The 17,475-nt window shown below is 64.8% G+C and carries 20 protein-coding genes; 15 read left to right on the forward strand and 5 right to left on the reverse strand.

The window, feature by feature from the left end:
- The first annotated feature begins 486 nt into the window (after nucleotides 1-486).
- The 8 genes from QX108_RS00955 (at nucleotide 487) to QX108_RS00990 (ending at nucleotide 9,456) form a co-directional block, all read left to right on the forward strand.
- On the forward strand, nucleotides 487-1,635 hold the full coding sequence (locus tag QX108_RS00955; protein WP_315784837.1) for a thiolase domain-containing protein: 1,149 nt from the start codon (nucleotides 487-489) through the stop codon (nucleotides 1,633-1,635).
- On the forward strand, nucleotides 1,635-2,036 hold the full coding sequence (locus QX108_RS00960) for a Zn-ribbon domain-containing OB-fold protein (RefSeq protein ID WP_315784833.1): 402 nt from the start codon (nucleotides 1,635-1,637) through the stop codon (nucleotides 2,034-2,036). The genes QX108_RS00955 and QX108_RS00960 overlap by 1 nt, the downstream gene beginning before the upstream one ends.
- Before the next feature lie 248 nt (nucleotides 2,037-2,284).
- On the forward strand, nucleotides 2,285-3,145 hold the full coding sequence (locus tag QX108_RS00965) for a MaoC family dehydratase (RefSeq protein ID WP_315784829.1): 861 nt from the start codon (nucleotides 2,285-2,287) through the stop codon (nucleotides 3,143-3,145).
- A 130-nt stretch (nucleotides 3,146-3,275) separates the two neighbouring features.
- Complete coding sequence (locus QX108_RS00970) at nucleotides 3,276-4,154, forward strand: SDR family oxidoreductase (RefSeq protein ID WP_315784826.1); 879 nt, start codon at nucleotides 3,276-3,278, stop codon at nucleotides 4,152-4,154.
- A gap of 156 nt (nucleotides 4,155-4,310) precedes the next feature.
- Nucleotides 4,311-5,264: a dihydrodipicolinate synthase family protein gene (locus QX108_RS00975; RefSeq protein ID WP_315784823.1), complete on the forward strand. Its 954-nt coding sequence runs from the start codon at nucleotides 4,311-4,313 to the stop codon at nucleotides 5,262-5,264.
- A gap of 2 nt (nucleotides 5,265-5,266) precedes the next feature.
- Nucleotides 5,267-6,070 (forward strand): NUDIX hydrolase, encoded by an 804-nt coding sequence (locus tag QX108_RS00980; protein ID WP_315784819.1) that lies wholly within the window; start codon nucleotides 5,267-5,269, stop codon nucleotides 6,068-6,070.
- 113 nt (nucleotides 6,071-6,183) lie between these two features.
- A complete protein-coding gene (locus tag QX108_RS00985) occupies nucleotides 6,184-8,865 on the forward strand; it encodes a PAS domain-containing protein (RefSeq protein ID WP_315784816.1) in 2,682 nt (893 codons plus the stop codon).
- 138 nt (nucleotides 8,866-9,003) lie between these two features.
- Entirely contained in the window at nucleotides 9,004-9,456 is a 453-nt protein-coding gene (locus QX108_RS00990; protein ID WP_409998468.1) for a hypothetical protein, read from the forward strand.
- 17 nt (nucleotides 9,457-9,473) lie between these two features.
- Here QX108_RS00990 and QX108_RS00995 read toward each other — a convergent pair whose 3' ends face one another.
- Complete coding sequence (locus QX108_RS00995; protein WP_172108377.1) at nucleotides 9,474-9,857, reverse strand: VOC family protein; 384 nt, start codon at nucleotides 9,855-9,857, stop codon at nucleotides 9,474-9,476.
- 219 nt (nucleotides 9,858-10,076) lie between these two features.
- Here QX108_RS00995 and QX108_RS01000 point away from each other — a divergent pair, with 219 nt between their 5' ends.
- The 4 genes from QX108_RS01000 (at nucleotide 10,077) to QX108_RS01015 (ending at nucleotide 12,562) form a co-directional block, all read left to right on the forward strand.
- Nucleotides 10,077-10,787 (forward strand): hypothetical protein, encoded by a 711-nt coding sequence (locus QX108_RS01000; protein WP_315784810.1) that lies wholly within the window; start codon nucleotides 10,077-10,079, stop codon nucleotides 10,785-10,787.
- 116 nt (nucleotides 10,788-10,903) lie between these two features.
- A complete protein-coding gene (locus QX108_RS01005; RefSeq protein ID WP_409998469.1) occupies nucleotides 10,904-11,377 on the forward strand; it encodes a hypothetical protein in 474 nt (157 codons plus the stop codon).
- Nucleotides 11,378-11,566: 189 nt separating this feature from the next.
- Complete coding sequence (locus QX108_RS01010; RefSeq protein WP_172108383.1) at nucleotides 11,567-11,980, forward strand: DUF3775 domain-containing protein; 414 nt, start codon at nucleotides 11,567-11,569, stop codon at nucleotides 11,978-11,980.
- Between the two features lie 135 nt (nucleotides 11,981-12,115).
- Nucleotides 12,116-12,562, forward strand: a complete 447-nt coding sequence (locus QX108_RS01015; RefSeq protein ID WP_315719671.1) for a host attachment protein — start codon at nucleotides 12,116-12,118, stop codon at nucleotides 12,560-12,562.
- Between the two features lie 80 nt (nucleotides 12,563-12,642).
- Here QX108_RS01015 and QX108_RS01020 read toward each other — a convergent pair whose 3' ends face one another.
- Together QX108_RS01020 and QX108_RS01025 are read right to left on the reverse strand one after the other, a co-directional pair.
- Nucleotides 12,643-12,837: a hypothetical protein gene (locus QX108_RS01020; RefSeq protein WP_172108387.1), complete on the reverse strand. Its 195-nt coding sequence runs from the start codon at nucleotides 12,835-12,837 to the stop codon at nucleotides 12,643-12,645.
- Nucleotides 12,838-13,010: 173 nt separating this feature from the next.
- The gene (locus tag QX108_RS01025; RefSeq protein ID WP_172108389.1) at nucleotides 13,011-13,196 is read right to left on the reverse strand and encodes a hypothetical protein; all 186 of its coding nucleotides are present in this window, start codon (nucleotides 13,194-13,196) and stop codon (nucleotides 13,011-13,013) included.
- Nucleotides 13,197-13,697: 501 nt separating this feature from the next.
- Between QX108_RS01025 and QX108_RS33470 the strand changes: the two genes are divergently transcribed.
- Nucleotides 13,698-13,937 carry a GCG_CRPN prefix-to-repeats domain-containing protein gene (locus QX108_RS33470; protein WP_409998470.1) on the forward strand — a complete coding sequence of 80 codons (240 nt, stop codon included), beginning with the start codon at nucleotides 13,698-13,700 and terminating at the stop codon, nucleotides 13,935-13,937.
- Nucleotides 13,938-13,964: 27 nt separating this feature from the next.
- Here the strand turns inward: QX108_RS33470 and QX108_RS01030 are convergent, their stop codons facing one another.
- Complete coding sequence (locus QX108_RS01030; RefSeq protein WP_172109760.1) at nucleotides 13,965-14,159, reverse strand: hypothetical protein; 195 nt, start codon at nucleotides 14,157-14,159, stop codon at nucleotides 13,965-13,967.
- A gap of 150 nt (nucleotides 14,160-14,309) precedes the next feature.
- Nucleotides 14,310-15,497, reverse strand: a complete 1,188-nt coding sequence (locus QX108_RS01035) for an acyltransferase (RefSeq protein WP_315784800.1) — start codon at nucleotides 15,495-15,497, stop codon at nucleotides 14,310-14,312.
- Between the two features lie 598 nt (nucleotides 15,498-16,095).
- Here QX108_RS01035 and QX108_RS01040 point away from each other — a divergent pair.
- Both QX108_RS01040 and QX108_RS01045 read left to right on the forward strand, forming a co-directional pair.
- On the forward strand, nucleotides 16,096-16,491 hold the full coding sequence (locus QX108_RS01040; RefSeq protein ID WP_315719674.1) for a hypothetical protein: 396 nt from the start codon (nucleotides 16,096-16,098) through the stop codon (nucleotides 16,489-16,491).
- A 224-nt stretch (nucleotides 16,492-16,715) separates the two neighbouring features.
- A complete protein-coding gene (locus QX108_RS01045; protein WP_172130635.1) occupies nucleotides 16,716-17,471 on the forward strand; it encodes a hypothetical protein in 756 nt (251 codons plus the stop codon).
- Nucleotides 17,472-17,475: the final 4 nt, after the last annotated feature.

Consider the following 17,475-nt stretch of genomic DNA (forward strand, 5'->3'; position numbering starts at 1 on the left):
ATAAGCGTGAAGACCATCGCGCAGGGAAGGCCGGGCGTTTCTCGGCTGCACCTGTGGTACCTGCCGCCTGCATTTTTTCTCGCAGGCGGGCCGCAGGCGTCAGCCGACGCCTGGCCTTCCCTGCGCCCTCCGACTGATGAGGGCGAAAAGATCAGCATGACCCGGGCAGAGATGTCGCGGGAACGTGCGCTCACGTGTAGTTCGATATCAGCTCGCTCGCGCCACACCCCCGGTGTCGTCCCGGGCTTGACCCGGGACCCATAACCACAGGCGGGTGTGAGAGTGCTCGCTGATCGACTATCGAATCCAACAACATCTGCCGGTGGGTATGGGTCCCGGGTCAAGCCCGGGACGACGGCGGAGTGAGAGGCGCGATCGCGCGCCATCTCCATCCTGCGGAATATTTTCCACGCTTGCCAAGACTCCTGCGAGGGTTCAGAAAATCTCCAACCATCGGGCAAGAAACGACAGGAAGCGGAGACCGAATTGACCATCAAGGGCAAGGCCTACATTGCCGGGATCTACGAGCATCCGACCCGGCACGCACCGGACAAATCGACCGCGCAGCTGCATGCCGAGGTCGCCAAGGGCGCGCTGGAGGATGCCGGGCTCAGCGCGAAGGACGTGGACGGCTATTTCTGCGCCGGCGATGCGCCGGGCGGCGCCTGGCCGATGGTCGATTATCTCGGGCTGAAGGTGCGGCACATCGACTCCACCGAGACCGGCGGCTGCTCCTATCTGATCCATGTCGGTCATGCGGCCGAGGCGATCGCCGCCGGCAAGTGCTCGATCGCGCTGATCACGCTCGCCGGCAAGCCGCGCACCGGCCCGATGCCGCCGCGCGCCGCCGGCGCGGAAGCCGATTTCGAAATGGCCTATGGCGCCACGACGCATAACGCTTACGGCATGTGCGCCATGCGCCACATGCACGACTACGGCACCACCTCCGAACAGCTCGCCTGGATCAAGGTCGCGGCCTCGCATCACGCGCAATACAATCCGCACGCGATGCTGAAGGAGGTCGTCACGGTCGAGGACGTCATCAACTCCCCGATGATCTCCGATCCCTTGCATCGCATGGACTGCTGTGTCGTCACCGACGGCGGCGGCGCGCTGATCGTGACCACGCCGGAGATCGCCAAGAGCCTGAAGAAGCCGCTGGTGCGGCTGATCGGCCATGGCGAGGCGATGAAGGGCCCGCGCGGCGGCAAGGATCTCGACCTGACTTACTCCGCCGGCGTGTGGTCCGGCCCGCGCGCCTTCGAGGAGGCGGGCATCACGCCGAAGGACATCAAATACGCCTCGATCTATGACAGCTTCACCATCACCGTGCTGATGCAGCTCGAGGATCTCGGCTTCTGCAAGAAGGGCGAGGGCGGCAAGTTCGTCGCCGACGGCAATCTCATCTCCGGCGTCGGCAAGCTGCCGTTCAACACCGATGGCGGCGGCCTGTGCAGCAACCATCCGGTCAACCGCGGCGGCATGACCAAGGTGATCGAGGCCGTGCGCCAGTTGCGCGGCGAAGCCCATCCCAAGGTGCAGGTACCGAATTGTGACCTCGCCATTGCCCATGGCACCGGCGGACTTCTCGGCGTGCGCCACGCCGCCTCGACCTGCATTCTGGAGCGCGTCTGATGTCCGAAGCCAAGAAACTACCGGCCAAACTTCCGGCCCCCGTCACCAACCCCGAGACCAAGCCGTTCTGGGACGCTGCCGCCGAGGGCAGGTTCCTGATCAAGCGCTGCACGTCGTGTGGCGAGGCGCACTACTTCCCGCGCTCGATCTGTCCGTTCTGCTTCTCGGATCAGACGGTCTGGGAGCAGAGTGCGGGCGAGGGCGAGATCTACACCTTCTCGATCATGCGCAAGTCGCCGACAGGGCCGTATGCGATCGGTTACGTGACCTTGAAGGAGGGGCCGTCGCTGCAGACGAATTTCGTGGATTGCGATTTCGATGCGTTGAAGATCGGCCAGAGGGTGAAAGTGGTTTTCAAGCCCACGGACGGCGCCCCGCTGCCGTTCTTCACGCCGGTGTAGGTGAGGCGGCGCAAATGCAGCTCCGCGTCATTGCGAGGAGCGAAGCGACGAAGCAATCCAGGGCGTCTTGCGCGGCCCTGGATTGCTTCGCTTCGCTCGCAATGACGATGGAGGGCGAGCTGTGCACCCCATAACGACTGAGTATGGTGGGCAAAGGCGCGGAGCGCCGTGCCCGCCGGTCTATCAAAGAACGCGGTGGGCACGCTCGGCTTTGCCTACCCTACGAAGAAAGAATTCGGGGAGGCGACATGCCGATCAACTACGATGAGCTGATGGCGATGAAGGCGATCGGGCAGCCCTATGCCTACGGTGATCGCGAGGTGATGCTGTACGCCTACGGCATCGGCATGGGCGCCGATCCGATGGACGAGCGCGAGCTCGCTTTCGTCAACGAGGCCACTGCTGAACCGCGGCCGCTGAAGGTGGTACCGACTTTCGCCTCCGTTGCCGCGTGGGGCGCGGGCCCAGGCGACATGAAGCTCAACCGCGTGCTGGTCGTCGATGGCGAGCGCGACATCACCTTCCACAAGCCGCTGGCGGTGGCTGCGAAGATCACCGCCGACTCCTCGGTGCTCGCCGTCTCCGACAAGGGCAAGGACAAGGGGGCCGTCATCCGCCACCAGACCATCCTGCGCGACGAGAGCGGCGCGCCGCTCGCGACCTTGGTCGCCTCGCGTTTCGCGCGCGGCGATGGCGGCTTCGGTGGTCCGGCCAGTGGCATCCCCGATCCGCATCCGGTGCCGTCGCGTGCACCCGACCGCAGCGTCGAAATTACGACGCGTCCCGATCAGGCGCTGATCTATCGCCTCTGCGGCGATCGCAACCCTTTGCACTCTGATCCCGAATTCGCCCGCCGCGCCGGCTTCCCGCGGCCGATCCTGCACGGCATGTGCACCTACGGCCTGACCTGCCGCGCCGTGCTGCAGACCTATGCGGACTACGACGCGTCGGCGTTCAAGCAGCACGCCGCGCGGTTCTCCTCGCCTGTATTTCCGGGTGAGACCGTGACGGTCGATCTGTGGAAGGACGGCGACGTGATCTCGTTCGAAGCGCGCGTGAAGGACCGCAACGTCACCGTCATCAAGAACGGGAAGACCGTGCTGAGTTAGATTTTCGTCATTCCGGGGCGCGCGTCAGCGCGAGCCCGGAATCCATAACCACGATCGGGAGTATGGATTCCGGGCTCGCCCTCCGGGCGCCCCGGAATGACGGCAGAGAGAACCGCAGGAGGACACGCCCATGGGACTGCTCGACGGCAAGGTGGCGCTGATCACCGGCGCAGGTGGCGGCCTCGGTGAGGCCTATGCAAAGCTGTTCGCGCGCGAGGGCGCGGCGGTCGTCGTCAACGACCTCGGCGGCCCGCGCGACGGCTCCGGCTCGGACCTGTCGATGGCCGAGCAGGTGGTTGCCGCGATCAAGGCCGAGGGCGGCCGCGCGGTCGCCAATGCCGCCGACGTCTCCACCATGGCCGGCGGCCAGTCGGTGTTCGACGACGCCATCCGCCATTTCGGCCGCGCCGACATCCTGGTCAACAATGCCGGCATCCTGCGCGACCAGACCTTTGCCAAGGCGAGCGAAGCCGACTGGGACAAGGTGATCCAGGTCCACCTCAAAGGCACCTTCTGCTGCACGCTGCCGGTGTTCCGCTGGATGCGCGACAATGGCGGCGGTGTCATCGTCAACACCTCCTCGACCTCGGGCCTGATCGGCAATTTCGGCCAGTCCAACTACGGCGCCGCCAAGGGCGGTATCTGGGGGCTGTCGAACGTGCTGGCCATCGAGGGGCGCAAGTACAACATCCGGGTCTGGACGCTCGCGCCGGGAGCGCTGACCCGGATGACCGCCGACCTGCCGCGCTACAAGGAGAACCCCGGCGCGGCGCTGACACCGGAAGGGATCGCGCCGGCCGTGCTCTACATGGTCAGCGCCCTCTCGGGCGACCAGACCGGCAAGGTGCTCGGCGTCTCCGGCCCGCGCGGCGTGCGCGAGTTGCGTATGATGGAAATGGACGGCTGGAAGCCGCCATCCTCGGCCTGGAAGGCGGAGGACATCGCGGCTCATGCAGGGGAGATATTCTTTTCGGAGGACGAGATTCGAAAGTCCGCGCGGCGGTTTTGATGTATGTCTGGCCCCGTTCCGGTGGCCCGCCGAAGCTCGGAGAGCAAGGCGAAAGGTAGGTTCCGGAATCCAGAACGATGATCGGCCAGATCGACTCCGCGCCCTGCGCCGGGCAGCGCCTTGCGGAACGACGCCAGAGAGATTGGAGACCAGACGATGAAGCTCACCGCCGCCGCCAAAGGCACCTTCGCGATCGCGCCGACGCCGTTCCACGATGACGGCCGCATCGACGAGGCCTCGATCGATCGCCTGGTCGATTTCTACGCCGCGGCGGGCTGCGACGGCATCACCGTGCTCGGCATCATGGGCGAGGCGCCGAAGCTCGACGCGGCCGAATCCGCCGAGGTCGCGATCCGCTTCGTCAAGCGCGCGAAGACCATGCAGATCATCGTCGGCGTGTCCTCGCCGGGCTTCGCCACGATGCGCGCGCTGGCCCGCGCCACGATGGATGCGGGCGCCGCCGGCGTCATGATCGCGCCGCCGCCGAGCCTGCGCACCGACGACCAGATCACCAACTATTTCAAGCAGGCCCAGGAAGCTATCGGCGAGGACATTCCCTGGGTGCTGCAGGACTACCCGCTGACTCAGCAGGTCCAGTTCACGCCGGCCGTCATCCGCAAAATCGTCATGGATAGCCCGTCCTGCGTGATGCTCAAGCACGAGGACTGGCCGGGCCTGGAGAAGATCTCTGCGCTCCGTGCGTTCCAGAAGGACGGCTCGCTTAAGCCGCTGTCGATCCTGTGCGGCAATGGCGGCCTGTTCCTCGACTTCGAGATGGAGCGCGGCGCCGACGGCGCGATGACCGGCTATGCCTTCCCGGAGATGCTGGTCGACGTCGTCAAGCTGTCGCAGGCGGGCAAGCGCGATGCGGCGCATGACCTGTTCGACGCGCATCTGCCGCTGGTGCGCTACGAGCAGCAGCCGGGGGCAGGGCTCGCGGTGCGCAAATACGTGCTGCAGAAGCGCGGCGCGATCGCCTCCAGCGCGCAGCGCAAGCCGGGCTCCGCGATCACGGCGGCCGCCAAGGCCGAGGTCGACTATCTGCTCTCGCGCGTCGCGCGCTATGACGCCCGTGCCAACCTGCAACCCCGAGCCACCGCCGCGGAGTAACCATGGCTGACGCTGCCGCCGTTCGTCCCGCCTCGACCGTGCTGCTGCTGCGCGACAGCGCGGCAGCCCGGGAGATCGAGCTGTTCATGATGGTGCGTCACCATCAGATCGAGTTCAATTCGGGCGCCCTGGTGTTTCCAGGCGGCAGCGTCGACAGGGGCGATCGCGAGATCGCCGGCAACCCCGAGCTCTATGCCGGCGATCACGGGCTCGATGCGGAGGCGCTCGGCTTCCGCATCGCAGGCGTCCGCGAGACCTTCGAGGAGAGCGGCATCCTGCTGGCGCGCCGCAAGGGCGCGCAGGCGCTGATCGAGGTGGAGGCCGCCCGCGCCATCGAGGCGGAGCATCGCCTCGCTTTGTGCGAGAGCAAGATCAGCTTCCGCGAGGTGATCGAGGCCCACGGGCTGGTGCTGGCGCTCGATGCCCTCGTTCCTTACGCGCATTGGATCACGCCCGAGGGCATGCCCAAGCGCTTCGACACCTGGTTCTTCCTGGCGGCCGCGCCGCCGGACCAGCTCGGCGCCCATGACGGGCGGGAATCGACCGATTCCATCTGGGTATCGCCGCGCGAGGCGCTCGCCGGCGGCGAGGACGGCCGCTTCAAGCTGCCATTCCCGACCACCCGCAACCTGATCCGGCTCGGCAAGCAGGCCTCGGTGGCGGACGCGCTGGCGACGGCCCGGGACATGCGGGTCGTCACGGTGATGCCGGTCATGACCAAGACCGCCGATGGCGGCCGCGAACTGCGGATTCCGCGCGAAGCGGGCTACGATGGCGAGGTGTTCGCGTTCGGTGCGGCCGGTTAACCGCACACGGCATTTTTCGTCAGACGGATGCCCTGCCGCGCGAAATTGTTCTATATTTGTTCGTAGAGCCGCCCGGCGGTTGGTATATAGTGCGGTTCCGACCATCGGATCCCATGAGTAAACGCGCTGATTTCGGCTTGGCTTGCGACCGACTCCGATCCCTCACGATCGGACGGATGATCTTTGGCAGCTTTTTGCTGCTGCTCGCCGTCATCACCGCCACCAGCATGGCCAGCGTCATCGCGATCCGTCACATCGACTCCACCTTCGCCGAGCTGCAGCGCCTGCAAGGGGTGGGCGATCTCGCCGAGGAGATCGACCAGCGCATGAACGAGCTGCGGCTCGCGGCGCGTGATTTCGTCACCGATCCCGGCTCGCGCTCGGACCGCGTCATGGAGGCTGCGACCGAGCTCAGCGCGCTCCTGAAGAAGACCCGCCTGCAATTGGCGCCGGAGCAGCAGGCGACCATCGACGGCGTCGCCCAGCGGCTCGCCAATTACCGCGAGGGCATCGACCGCATCAGCGCCCTGATCGCGCAGCGTGCAGAATTGCTGACTGGACTTCCGGCGGCGCGCGCGGGTTTCGAAGACGCCATCGCCGGCGTTACCGAGCGCGGCACCGCGCGGGCGCTGTTCCAGGTGCAGAACCAGATCGGCGCAGCCTTGCTGGCGCGCGATCCGGCCGGCGCCGAGCAGGCGGCCCGCAGCATGCGCGCGCTGCCGATCGCTGATGGTACGCTGCGCGCGGCGGCCGACCGCTATGCCGAGGCGATCATCTCCATTGCCGGCACGGAGGACGAGATCGCGCGGCTCGACAAGGAGGTGCTGGGCATCGAGGGCCGGCTGATCGGGCGCGTGACCGAGCTGCTGCGGACCCTGAGCGATAGCCAGGGCAAGGTGCTGTCGCGCGACTTCGCCCGGACGCTCGCGGAAACCAAGTGGCAGAGCATCATCTTCGGCACGGCGGGTGTTCTGATCGGGATTTTTGCCGCGTGGTTCGTGGTGCGCCGGACGGTGAAGCCGCTCGCCTCGATCGCGCGCTCGATCCGGGCTCTCGCCGCCGGCGAGAAGGCGGCGTCGATCCCGCAGACCGACGTTCAGAACGAGATCGGCGACATCGCGCGGGCGGCCGAGGTCTTCCGGCAGACGCTGCAGGACGCCGATGCGGCGCGTGAGGCCGCGGTTCGCGCGCTGGCCGAACAGCGCCTGGCCGAGGAGAGCTATCGCAAGCTGTTCGAGGCGTCGATCGACGGCATCTATGTCACGACACCGGGCGGGCTCGTGCTCAACGCCAATCCGGCGCTTGCACGCATCATGGGCTACGACTCGCCGGGCGAGCTGATCCAGAGCGTCAACGACATCGCCGATACGATCTACGTCCATCCGCTGGCGCGCGAGCGCTACCAGCGGCTGATGCGGCGCGACGGCATGGTGCGCGAGTTCGAATATCAGGTGCGGCGGCGCAACGGCGAAATCCGCTGGCTCTCCGACAGTGCCACCGTGGTGCGCGACGAGAACGGCGAGGTCGTGCGCTACGAGGGCGTGGTCCGCGACATCACCGATCAGAAGCGGGCCGAGGATGCCATCGCCGAGGGACGGCGCTTGCTGCAGCAGGTCATCGACACCGTGCCGGCGGTCATCAACGTCAAGGATCGCGAGCTGCGCTATGTGCTGATGAACCGCTACATGGCCGGCATCTTCAATGTCGAGCCTGAGGATGCGCTGGGCCGCACGACGGGCGAGCTGATGTCGCGCTACGGCGCCAGCAAGACCGACTCCAACGACAAGCGCGTGCTCGCGACCAAGGACGGCCTTGGCTTCTACGAGGAGGAATACCTCGATTCCTGCAACGTGATGCGGCAATGGCTGGTCAACAAGCTGCCATTGCTGGACGCCGATGGCGAGGTCGACAAGATCGTCACCGTGGCGCTGGACATCGGCGAGCGCAAGAAGAGCGAGCAGGAGATGCGCAAAGCCAAGGAGGCCGCCGAGACGGCGCTCCGCAACCTGCGCGAAACGCAGGCCTCGCTGATCGAGGCCGAGAAGCTCGCGGCGCTGGGGCGCATGGTCGCGGGCGTCGCGCACGAGGTCAACAATCCCGTCGGCATCAGCCTGACGGTGGCCTCCGCGCTCGAGCGCAAGACCGAGCGCTTCAGCGAGGCGGTGACGCGCGGCGAGCTCAGGCGCTCGAGCCTCAACGAGTTCATCGAGACCAGTCGCAACGCGGCCGCGCAGCTGGTCGCCAATCTCAACCGCGCGGCCGAGCTGATCCAGTCGTTCAAGCAGGTGGCGGCGGACCGCAACTATTCCGACCAGCGCAGCTTCGATCTCGCCGACCTCACTGAGCAGGTGGTGATGAGTCTGCGCCCCGGCGTGCGCAGACAGAACCTGACGATCAATGTCGATTGCCAGCCCAATCTGGTGATGAACAGCTATCCCGGCCCGTATGGCCAGGTGCTGACCAATCTGTTCCTCAATGCGGTCGCGCATGCGTTCCCGGACGGGCGCAGCGGCGTGATCGAGATCCGGGCGCGCGAGTCCGGGCGCGACAATGTCGAGATCATCTTTTCCGACAATGGCTGCGGCATGAGCCTCGACGTCCGCCGCCGCGCCTTCGATCCGTTCTTCACGACGCGCCGCGACCAGGGCGGCACGGGTCTCGGCCTGCACATCGTCTACAACATCGTGACCAACCGGCTCGGCGGCCGGCTCGATCTCGACTCCGAGCCCGGCGCCGGCACGCGCATCCAGATCATTCTGCCGCGCGTCGCGCCGTTGGAGCAGGCGGCCGAATAGGGACGGACTGAACAAGCATGTGACGCAACGACGTCGATCTCCGGATTGACTCTCACGAAGGCGCGATCGAATCGAAATCTGGCCCGGTTGATGCATCGTCATCGGCGCACCCTGGGGTGGTGCAGGAGCCAGATGGAAATGAGCAGATGGATCGTGTCCCGCGGCCATGCGCCGCATCGCGCTGATTGTTCGGCTGTCCGTCACACCGGTTCAAGGCGGCAGGAGGCCGGACGCTGGAAGCCACCCATCCGGGTCACTGGCGCAGCGCTGCTGATCGCTCTCGCCACGCCGACGCAGGCACGCGACCGCGGTCAATGGGCGAACTCATCGCCGGAGATGAAGGCGTGGTTCGACGGCCTGCGCAGCGGCAAGGGCCCATGCTGCTCCGATGCCGACGGCAGCGCCGTCAGCGATGTCGACTGGGAGAGCAAAGGCGGCCATTACCGCGTGCGCATCGAGGGCGAGTGGCTCGACGTTCCCGACGACGCCGTGATCACGGAGCCCAACCGCGTCGGCCGCACCATGGTCTGGCCGATGCGTGGCTATCAAGGGCTCTCGATCCGCTGCTTCATGCCCGGCAGCATGACGTAGGCCGCGTGCGCGGTGGCTCAGGCGTATTTCTGGTCGCGCTCGAGCAGCTCGATCGAGATGCCCTGCGGCCCGCGAATGAAGCAGATGCGTACACCGGGCCGGATCGTGGTCGGCTCGGTCGTGAAGGTCACGCCCTTGGCCTTGAGAGCAGCGGCTGCGGCGTCGATGTCCTTCACGGTGAGGCCGAAATGATCCAGGCCCTGGTGCGGCGTCAGCGGCGGTTCGTTGACGCCGTCGCCCGGCTCGACCTTGGCGATGAACACGCTGGCACCGCCGAGCTTCACGTCGATCCGCCCCGGATGGCGGACGATCTCGCCGCCGAGCATCTCGTGCAGCCAGCTCGCGGTCGCCTCCGGATCCGGGCTGCGCAGATGAATGTGGTCCCACGTGACATGCAACATCGTCGAGATCTTTCGAAGAGTGAACCGTCTGCGGCGCGGCAGCGTTTCCAAGGCGTTGGCGATGATCCGGATGTTTACCGACTCGTTGCCGGCCGCGCCAGCCCGGCGAACGTACCTGTATCCGGGCCTGCCCTCCAATTGTCGGCTTTGCATGCAACGCTGTCGATGTTTGCCGATTGATGTTCCCATACGCCCGGCCGGGCAGCCGATGGTGCAGACATGAGCGTGGGTCTCTTCCGTTTGCCAGGACTCAAGCTCGGCGGCGCCGCGGCGGCGGCGGGGCGCCGAGGCAACGAGGCTTACATTCCCCTCGGCGCTGCTGTATCCGGCCTTGCGGTGCTTGCGTTGATCATGTGCGGCGCCGTCGGCTGGCTGATCATGTCTGTCGACGACGGCGAACCGTCGGATCCCAGTCTCGCGCGGCTGACGTTGGATCACCCGAGCGGACAGTTTGAGGGCGAGGAGGATGGAACAGAGCCGTCGCGCGGCTTTGCGTCCGTGGTGCCGGGTGTGGCCGACAGCGCCAACGCACCGCCGGCACCGCCATTCGCGGTCAGGTCCGGTCCGAGTCTGATGGATGCCAATGCGAGCCTTGCGCCAGCGATGCAGGCTGCGCCCTCGGCGGCGTTCGATCCGGCCGCTCTGTCCGGTCTGCGCATCAGTTCCCAATCCTGGCGGCGCGGCGGCCTCGGATCAAAGGCGCTGGTGACGTTCACGCTGCGAAACACCAGCGCCTTCACCATCAAGGATGTCGAGATCAACTGCGCCTTCAGCCGGCGTGATGGTAGCCACGTGACGGACCGTCGGCGGGTCGTGCCTGGAGAAATCCGCTCGGGCGGCCGCAGGACCTTCGCCGCGGTCCATGTCGGATTTGTCAACGTTAACGTCAGCACGGCCAAATGCGCGCTGGTTGCAGCGACGAAAATCTAATTATGTCGCGCTAGTTTCCCGCGGTCATTGAACCTGATTGGTCGGGCCGGGAACATACTGTCATGGTCCCCGTTAGGTGGATGGTCGGCTCAGGTGGGCCGACGGAGCGGTGAATTATGCCTATCTTGCGTTATTTTCTATTCGTCGGTGGTACTTTGCTCGCGCTGCTGGTCCTCGCGGATGCCGTGCTTCCCAGCGTACCGTTGCCGACGACTCTGACCTCCGCTTCGGATCTTCCCCCGGTACGCATTCAGTCCGCCCGCAAATGGCCAGAGCGGATCGTGATGGACACGTCGGTCGTGCCGCCGGCGCCTGCGATGATTGCCAAAGTGGAGAAGCCTGCGCCCGTGGCGGCCGCCGCCAAGGGCGACGTGCGCGACGCCTTCGCCCAGATGAATGTCGCCGACACCAAGCCGCAGGCTGTTGCCGCGGTGGGCGTCGAAACGCCTCGGGCGGTGACCAGGATTCCGGAGACCGCGACCAAGCTCTCGGACGCCAAGAAGCGGAAGACCGCGAAAGCTCATCCTGGCAAGCCGATGATCCTGGTGGCTCAGCAGCCGCACGTTGGCGCGTTCTATTCCACCTGGTAACATCCAGTCATTCGCTGCGTTCATTGCTGAGTGTCCGCGGCCGTCCTCGTGAATGAGATCGGGCGCGGCGACGTCTTGGACGCCGCCAGACTGCCTTGATCTTGCGCAAAGTGCGCTCCTTCCGGAGCGCCTAGCGTCACCTCGATGGGAACCAGGGCGCGTTGCCCCGTGGACCCAGGGAGACGCTCAATGACCACCACCCCGCCCAATCTCTCGATCTCGCCGGAGAAGGTCGCCTTCGTGGTGACCAAGGCCCATCAGTACGAAATGGAGGCGGCCGAGCCCGAGCTGCTGGCGGATCTCACCGACGATGACGCGGCTCCGGCAACGGGCGGACGCGGCGTGAACACGGACCGATCAGAGCTCGTCAGCTTCATCAAGGGCCTCAATGTCGATGAGCAGATCGACTTGGTCGCTTTGACATGGCTGGGGCGCGGCGACGGCTCGCTGGAAAACTGGGACGAGCTTCGCGCGCAGGCGGCTCAGGCGCACAACAACCGCACGGCCAGCTATCTCATTGAGACGCCGATGCTCGGTGACTATCTCGAGGAGGCACTGTCGGAGTTCGGCCTCTCGCTGGAAGATTTCGAAGAAAGCCTCTAGCGCATGGCGGGAGCGGCATCGGCTGCGAGGAACGGCGCTGATGCATGGGAATGACCAAGTGATGTCCTCGCTGTGCCATGGCGGGGACTCGAAGGCGGCCCCGCGCTGGGGTCGTTGACATCAAGGAGTAGGCTCATGGACAAGCTGAAGGTTGGGACCGGTGACTGGGTCGTCGTTTGCGATGGGCGCAAGGCGCTGATCCTCGAGAACATCGGCGACAGCATGTTTCCGAACCTGCACACCAAGGAGGTTCATGAGCATGAGAATGAGCGCACCAGCGCTCAAGGAGCCGATGCGCCCGGTTCGGTGCAGCAGTCGTTCGGCCATGCGCGGAGCTCGGTGGAGCAGACCGATTGGCACGATCAGGCGGAACGGGCCTTCCTCAAGCAGATCGCCGACCGCCTGCATCTCGCCGTCCTTTCAGGCGAGACCAAAGCCGTAACGATGGTCGCGTCGCCACGCGCGCTCGGGATGATCCGCGCCGATTATTCCGACGCAGTTCGCAAGGTGCTGCATGGTGAGGTCCACAAGGACCTCGTGAAGCTTCCGGTCTACGAAATCGAGAAGCAGCTGCTGGCCTGAGCCGGCCGTCCGGCGCCGCAAAGACCTTGCCGACCGACATCACCGATCTCTCCTGCAGTCAGGGCCGGCTGTGGGGGAGGTCAATGCGTGCGTTCAAGAGACGCAGCCGTCTCCGGCTCGTTCGGCACCAGGCTCGCGTCCCGATGGACCGTCTCCTTTTCGACGATCTCATATCCGCATTCCTGCAGCCAGGCGATGAGCCGGTCTGCCATGGCATAATCCCATGTCGGGTAGGAGCGTGCGATGACTTGGCGCGGCGTGAGCTTGCGAGACATTCTTAATCCTTCGCGACCTGATCTCGTGATGCTCGAGAAATTCTCGTCGGGTGTCGCTGTTGAACCCCACAACGACGCGCGGGTTCCTGGGTCACGCGACCCGTCGATGCTGCATCGAACTCCGCGCCCTATGCAACGCAGAGCGAGCCCTCTGCGACGCGGGCCGATATGGGTCAGCAGGCGTTGATCGCGGGCGGCTGCAAGTCGTCTGCCGGCAGAACAGCGGACTCATGCAGCTTCTTCTCGACGATCTGATAGCCGCAATGATCCAGCCATGCGATCAAGCGGTCGGCCATGGCGTAATCCCAACTGGGATATGACCTGGCGATGACTTCGCGAACCGTCATTGTCTTAGCCATGGTGTCGACCCGTTGCTCCCTTGCATTTTCATTCGAGTATTCGCGCGCAACCCGGCGGCCGATCTTTCGTCAGCTGTCCGCGCCGTTTCTCCCCGAGGAGGCCTCGATCCAACCCGTCGGTTGTCCTTGTCCCAATTTTTCCGAACTTGTCGCCATGGTGCGGTGAAAATCGGATCGTTTCGTTACATTTGATGGCGAGAGATGACGTTTGTCTTTCTGCCGTGGCGCGGCACCCCGCAACGTTCTCAACTATGGTGAAAACCTTCTCGCCACGGAGTGCCTGACCATTTCGATGGCTGGCTGTGGCGCAGTCGTGCACGGAGCAAGGCGGGCATGTGGCGGGCGGCGCGGTGTTTCGTCACAGGTCCGGTCAACGGTTCGCTTCAGAACCGTGCCTTACTGCGGCGCGCGCTGGGCGACCAGCGCTGGAACAGAGTGAAGCGCTTGAGGTTCTCAGCGGAGAACGGAGACGAACGGCCGTGGAGTGAAGGGAGCGAAGCAATGAGACTGGTAGTGCTGGCCGTGCTGACGACGGGCCTTGCGGCCGGAACGGGTGTGTCGGCCGCCAACGAATCTTGTGGGCCCGGGTGCCATGTCGCTCCCAACGGCGGTTGTGTTGTGAACGGCTGGGAGCAGGGGGCGCCGGTATGGAACGAATGCCCCGCAGGAGCGCGGCCCAGACCGCCTTGCGGCGCGGCATTCCGATGGAGCCGCCCGGCAAGGGCTTGCGTCAGCAAGTGAACGGCGACCCTGGTCCGGGGCGGGGAGTTACAGAGGCTCGGACATGGCCTCGATGTCCAACGTGAACAGGCGCTGCTCGTCCGCATCGTCCGAGCGTGCCAGCACTTGCTCGAGCAGGCCGATCACGGCAGCGGCTCGCGCGTCCTCGTTGGTGTCGTCATAGCTGGTGGCTGCGAGGATCGAACCGTTGGCCTCGCACATCGCCTTGATCTGAATAATCACGATTGCATCCCATGCCGCGTCGGATGTCCGAAAGACTGGCGGCAATCTTGTTAAATTCGCGCAAAATGGTCCGCATAAATCGCCGGTAAGGCCGCACCCTCGCGCCGCGACGCACGGATCCGGGTACCGCGCAGAACGCGCGCTGCTGTGTCAGCTTGCCTTGGCCTGGATCACCTCGCGCGGCGCACGGGTGCCCAGAGCGCGCCGGATCCAAGCCCGCGACGGCGCCTCGACGACCATATAGGTGATCCAGGCGACCGCCGTCGTAATCGCGACGAACAGGCCGAGTCGAAGCGCAAGCTCGAGAACTCCTGGCTGGTCGGGCTTGCCGATCATTGCGAGGCGGATCAGGAATGGGTGCAGCAGGTATATCGAATAGCTGCATTCACCGCCGATGATGATGGCGCGGGACGACAGCCACCGCGCATGACCGTAGCGACTGGTGGCAACGAAGACGATCGAGAACGCCGTGATCTCGATCAGGCGCACGCTGAGCTCGATCGCAAACGACCAGTCGGGCAGGTGCGGTTGCATGAACAGCAGCGCCGGCGCGCAGGCCAGACCCGCGAGTGAGAGCCAGAACAGCACCGTCACGCAGCGTCGTTCCGTGGGGGCCGGATCGGTGCGCGCGCGGTTCTGGTAGATCATGGCCGCGAAGCACCCGGCCAGAAACTGTGCCACGTGCAGGTAGGGCGCGTAGTAGGTCAGCCATTGCATCCCATTGTGCTGCAGGCTCGGCACGAGAGCCCGCAGCATGGCGTCGCCATAGGTGAAGAATGCCGCGATCGTGAGCGCGAACGCCAGGATGTTTGCTGCCGCAAGCCAGATCATCGTCGACAGCCGAACGACGCCGGCCAGCAGAAAGCAGACCAACGGAAAAAGTAGGTAGAAGAACAGTTCGACGCTGATCGACCAAAGGTGTTGGAGGTGCGGAACGACCGCCACCAGCATGGTGCCGTTCTGAACGGGAAACCAAGCCTGCGTCATCGTCAGAATAAAGCCGAGCGAAGGAGCGGAGAGTCCCCGGGCGAGCATGAGGTAGGTGACGATTGCGGCAACGAGAACGGCATACATCGGATAAAGCCGGGCGAAGCGCGCGATCGCGAATTCCCGAATGGCACCTGCGACCGGCTCGGCGTGAAAGCGTCCGGCGTAATTGAGCCAAAGGACAAACCCGCTCAGCACGAAAAACATGGTCATGCCGATGCTGCTGACCTGCGCGATCAACTCCGCCGGCCGGCCTTGGCCCAACGACGGTGCGCCGTGTCCGACTGCGACCGTTGCGGCCGCGACGAAGCGCAGGCCGGTCAGGGATCCAATGAAACGTTGATCATTCACGGGGAGACATCGTCCTCGCATCAGGGAGCCTGGGCGGGCTGCCCTGCATCCATGAGCGCGGTTGTAGGAACGCCGGTGCCCGCAGGCAATCCATCGCCGGTCCGTTGGAGCAAATTCCGCGGAGCAGATGTCTTTGGGGCATTCCGGCGGCGATCCACACGAGAAGGCGGAGGGCAAGCGCGGCCGAACCGTAGGGGGTGATCGTCCATCTAACCTATTGAATAAAAAATGGATTTGATCGTGAATGGGCACGATCGTGCCGGCCCATCTCGCCGCGGGCTTTTCTGGCGACCGCACCGATCAAGCATCGTTGCGACGCCCAGGGATTCCAGCACCTGGGCGGGACCGGCCGTGCATTGCACGGTCGCGCATGAGCCATTCTCAACGACAGGCGACCCGGCGGAACGACGCCGCTCGGCGTGTCTGATTGTTGCGCAGGTCAGATCCGGCCGGTGAGGCGGCTGACCGCATCGTCCGAGGCGGCCCGGACAGCGTCCAGCTTGCACATGGACTCGACAGCGGACCGCGGCTAGTTATCCATTGCGTCATCTCAGACGGTTGTTTGACGTTGCGCGCCTGATCGAGGACGGGAGCCGCCTTGCCCGCTGCACCATCTCAGCTCACCAATCAGACCGTCAACACCCAGTTGACGACGGATTGCAGCGCGCAGGCGGCCGCCACCTTCGACATCAACGAAAGCACCTGGATCACCTTCTTCGTCAACCCTGCGATTCCGTGCTGGATGGCGCTGGTGTCGGTCGGCGAATTTCAGGTCACGCTATCCGAAGACATCAGCGTCGCCAACGTCGTCCTGCGCAAGGGGCTGACCGTGGCCATGAACACGATGGGCTCCTACTACACGGTGACGATGACGGGAACGATCGTCGATTCGGGCAAGGAGAGCAGCTTTCCCGGAGCCGTCTTGGGCTCGTTCACCCGCGCGGCTGCGATGAAGCGTGCGGTGCAGATGCTCCAGATGCAGGGCAGCCGCTGAAAGGCCGTCCCGTTCCGCGCGAAATGTAAACACCAGAATGTTATCGGGCGCGTGCAGAGACTGTGATCTGGCACAATTGACCGTCTCATCCAACTCTGGTACACGCCACAACCTCTGATAGATTTCAATCAGTGGTAGTTTGATCGATATTTGATTCGTTTCAACTGCGTTGCCCGGATCTGCTGCAGGTCTCGGCCTGCGTTATTACAAAATGGGAGATAGCTATGGTCGATCACGAAGCCGTTCGTTTCACTGCTCCTTCGGTCGTCAAGACCCCCACCAGCCCCAACACCGATGTCGTAGCGACGCCGACCGGGGATACGAACAACACCACTCAGCTCGTCTTCGAGTATCAGGGGCGAATCCCTGTCTGGACGCCGGTGGTGTCGCAGGCTCAACCGCAGGTCGTTCTCGGGGCTGACATCACGATCGGCGCAACGACCTGGCGCAAGGGCATCACGGTCCAGTATGCGGCGCTCGGATCGACCCAGTACACCGTGACCATCATTTCGGGGGAGATCGTGGACGATCGTGGCCTCTACTCGCTCCAGGGCGTGACGCTCGGCATCTTCCCGATCAGCTCGTCGGTCAAGGCCGCGCCGTCGGCCGCCGCGTTGCGGACCGAAGAGTACCCGCGTGCGGCGTTCACGGCTCTGCCGACGGTGAACACCCCGACCAGCCCGAACAGCAATGTGGTGACGACGCCGAGCGGCGACACCAACAATACCACCTATGTCTCATTCCAGTATCAGGGGCGGATCCCGGTCTGGACGCCGATCGTATCGCAATCGCAGATCACTGCGGTGCTCGGCGCCGATATCACCATCGGGGCGACGACGTGGAAGGCCGGCATTACCGTGCAATATGCGGCGCTGGGCTCGGCGCAGTACACGGTGACCATCATCAAGGGCGACATCATCGACGATCGCGCCCTCTATTCACTGGCGGGTACGCTGCTCGGCATCTTCCCGATCGGGTGATACG

The sequence above is a fragment of the Bradyrhizobium sp. SZCCHNR1002 genome (assembly GCF_032381435.1).
Classification (GTDB): domain Bacteria; phylum Pseudomonadota; class Alphaproteobacteria; order Rhizobiales; family Xanthobacteraceae; genus Bradyrhizobium; species Bradyrhizobium aeschynomenes.

Coding starts and splice junctions, on each gene's coding strand:
- QX108_RS00960 (WP_315784833.1), top strand. CDS start 1,635: ATGTCCGAAGCCAAGAAACTACCGGCCAAACTTCCGGCCCCCGTCACC.
- QX108_RS00965 (WP_315784829.1), top strand. CDS start 2,285: ATGCCGATCAACTACGATGAGCTGATGGCGATGAAGGCGATCGGGCAG.
- QX108_RS00970 (WP_315784826.1), top strand. CDS start 3,276: ATGGGACTGCTCGACGGCAAGGTGGCGCTGATCACCGGCGCAGGTGGC.
- QX108_RS00975 (WP_315784823.1), top strand. CDS start 4,311: ATGAAGCTCACCGCCGCCGCCAAAGGCACCTTCGCGATCGCGCCGACG.
- QX108_RS00980 (WP_315784819.1), top strand. CDS start 5,267: ATGGCTGACGCTGCCGCCGTTCGTCCCGCCTCGACCGTGCTGCTGCTG.
- QX108_RS00985 (WP_315784816.1), top strand. CDS start 6,184: ATGAGTAAACGCGCTGATTTCGGCTTGGCTTGCGACCGACTCCGATCC.
- QX108_RS00990 (WP_409998468.1), top strand. CDS start 9,004: ATGAGCAGATGGATCGTGTCCCGCGGCCATGCGCCGCATCGCGCTGAT.
- QX108_RS00995 (WP_172108377.1), bottom strand. CDS start 9,857: ATGTTGCATGTCACGTGGGACCACATTCATCTGCGCAGCCCGGATCCG.
- QX108_RS01000 (WP_315784810.1), top strand. CDS start 10,077: ATGAGCGTGGGTCTCTTCCGTTTGCCAGGACTCAAGCTCGGCGGCGCC.
- QX108_RS01005 (WP_409998469.1), top strand. CDS start 10,904: ATGCCTATCTTGCGTTATTTTCTATTCGTCGGTGGTACTTTGCTCGCG.
- QX108_RS01010 (WP_172108383.1), top strand. CDS start 11,567: ATGACCACCACCCCGCCCAATCTCTCGATCTCGCCGGAGAAGGTCGCC.
- QX108_RS01015 (WP_315719671.1), top strand. CDS start 12,116: ATGGACAAGCTGAAGGTTGGGACCGGTGACTGGGTCGTCGTTTGCGAT.
- QX108_RS01020 (WP_172108387.1), bottom strand. CDS start 12,837: ATGTCTCGCAAGCTCACGCCGCGCCAAGTCATCGCACGCTCCTACCCG.
- QX108_RS01025 (WP_172108389.1), bottom strand. CDS start 13,196: ATGGCTAAGACAATGACGGTTCGCGAAGTCATCGCCAGGTCATATCCC.
- QX108_RS33470 (WP_409998470.1), top strand. CDS start 13,698: ATGAGACTGGTAGTGCTGGCCGTGCTGACGACGGGCCTTGCGGCCGGA.
- QX108_RS01045 (WP_172130635.1), top strand. CDS start 16,716: ATGGTCGATCACGAAGCCGTTCGTTTCACTGCTCCTTCGGTCGTCAAG.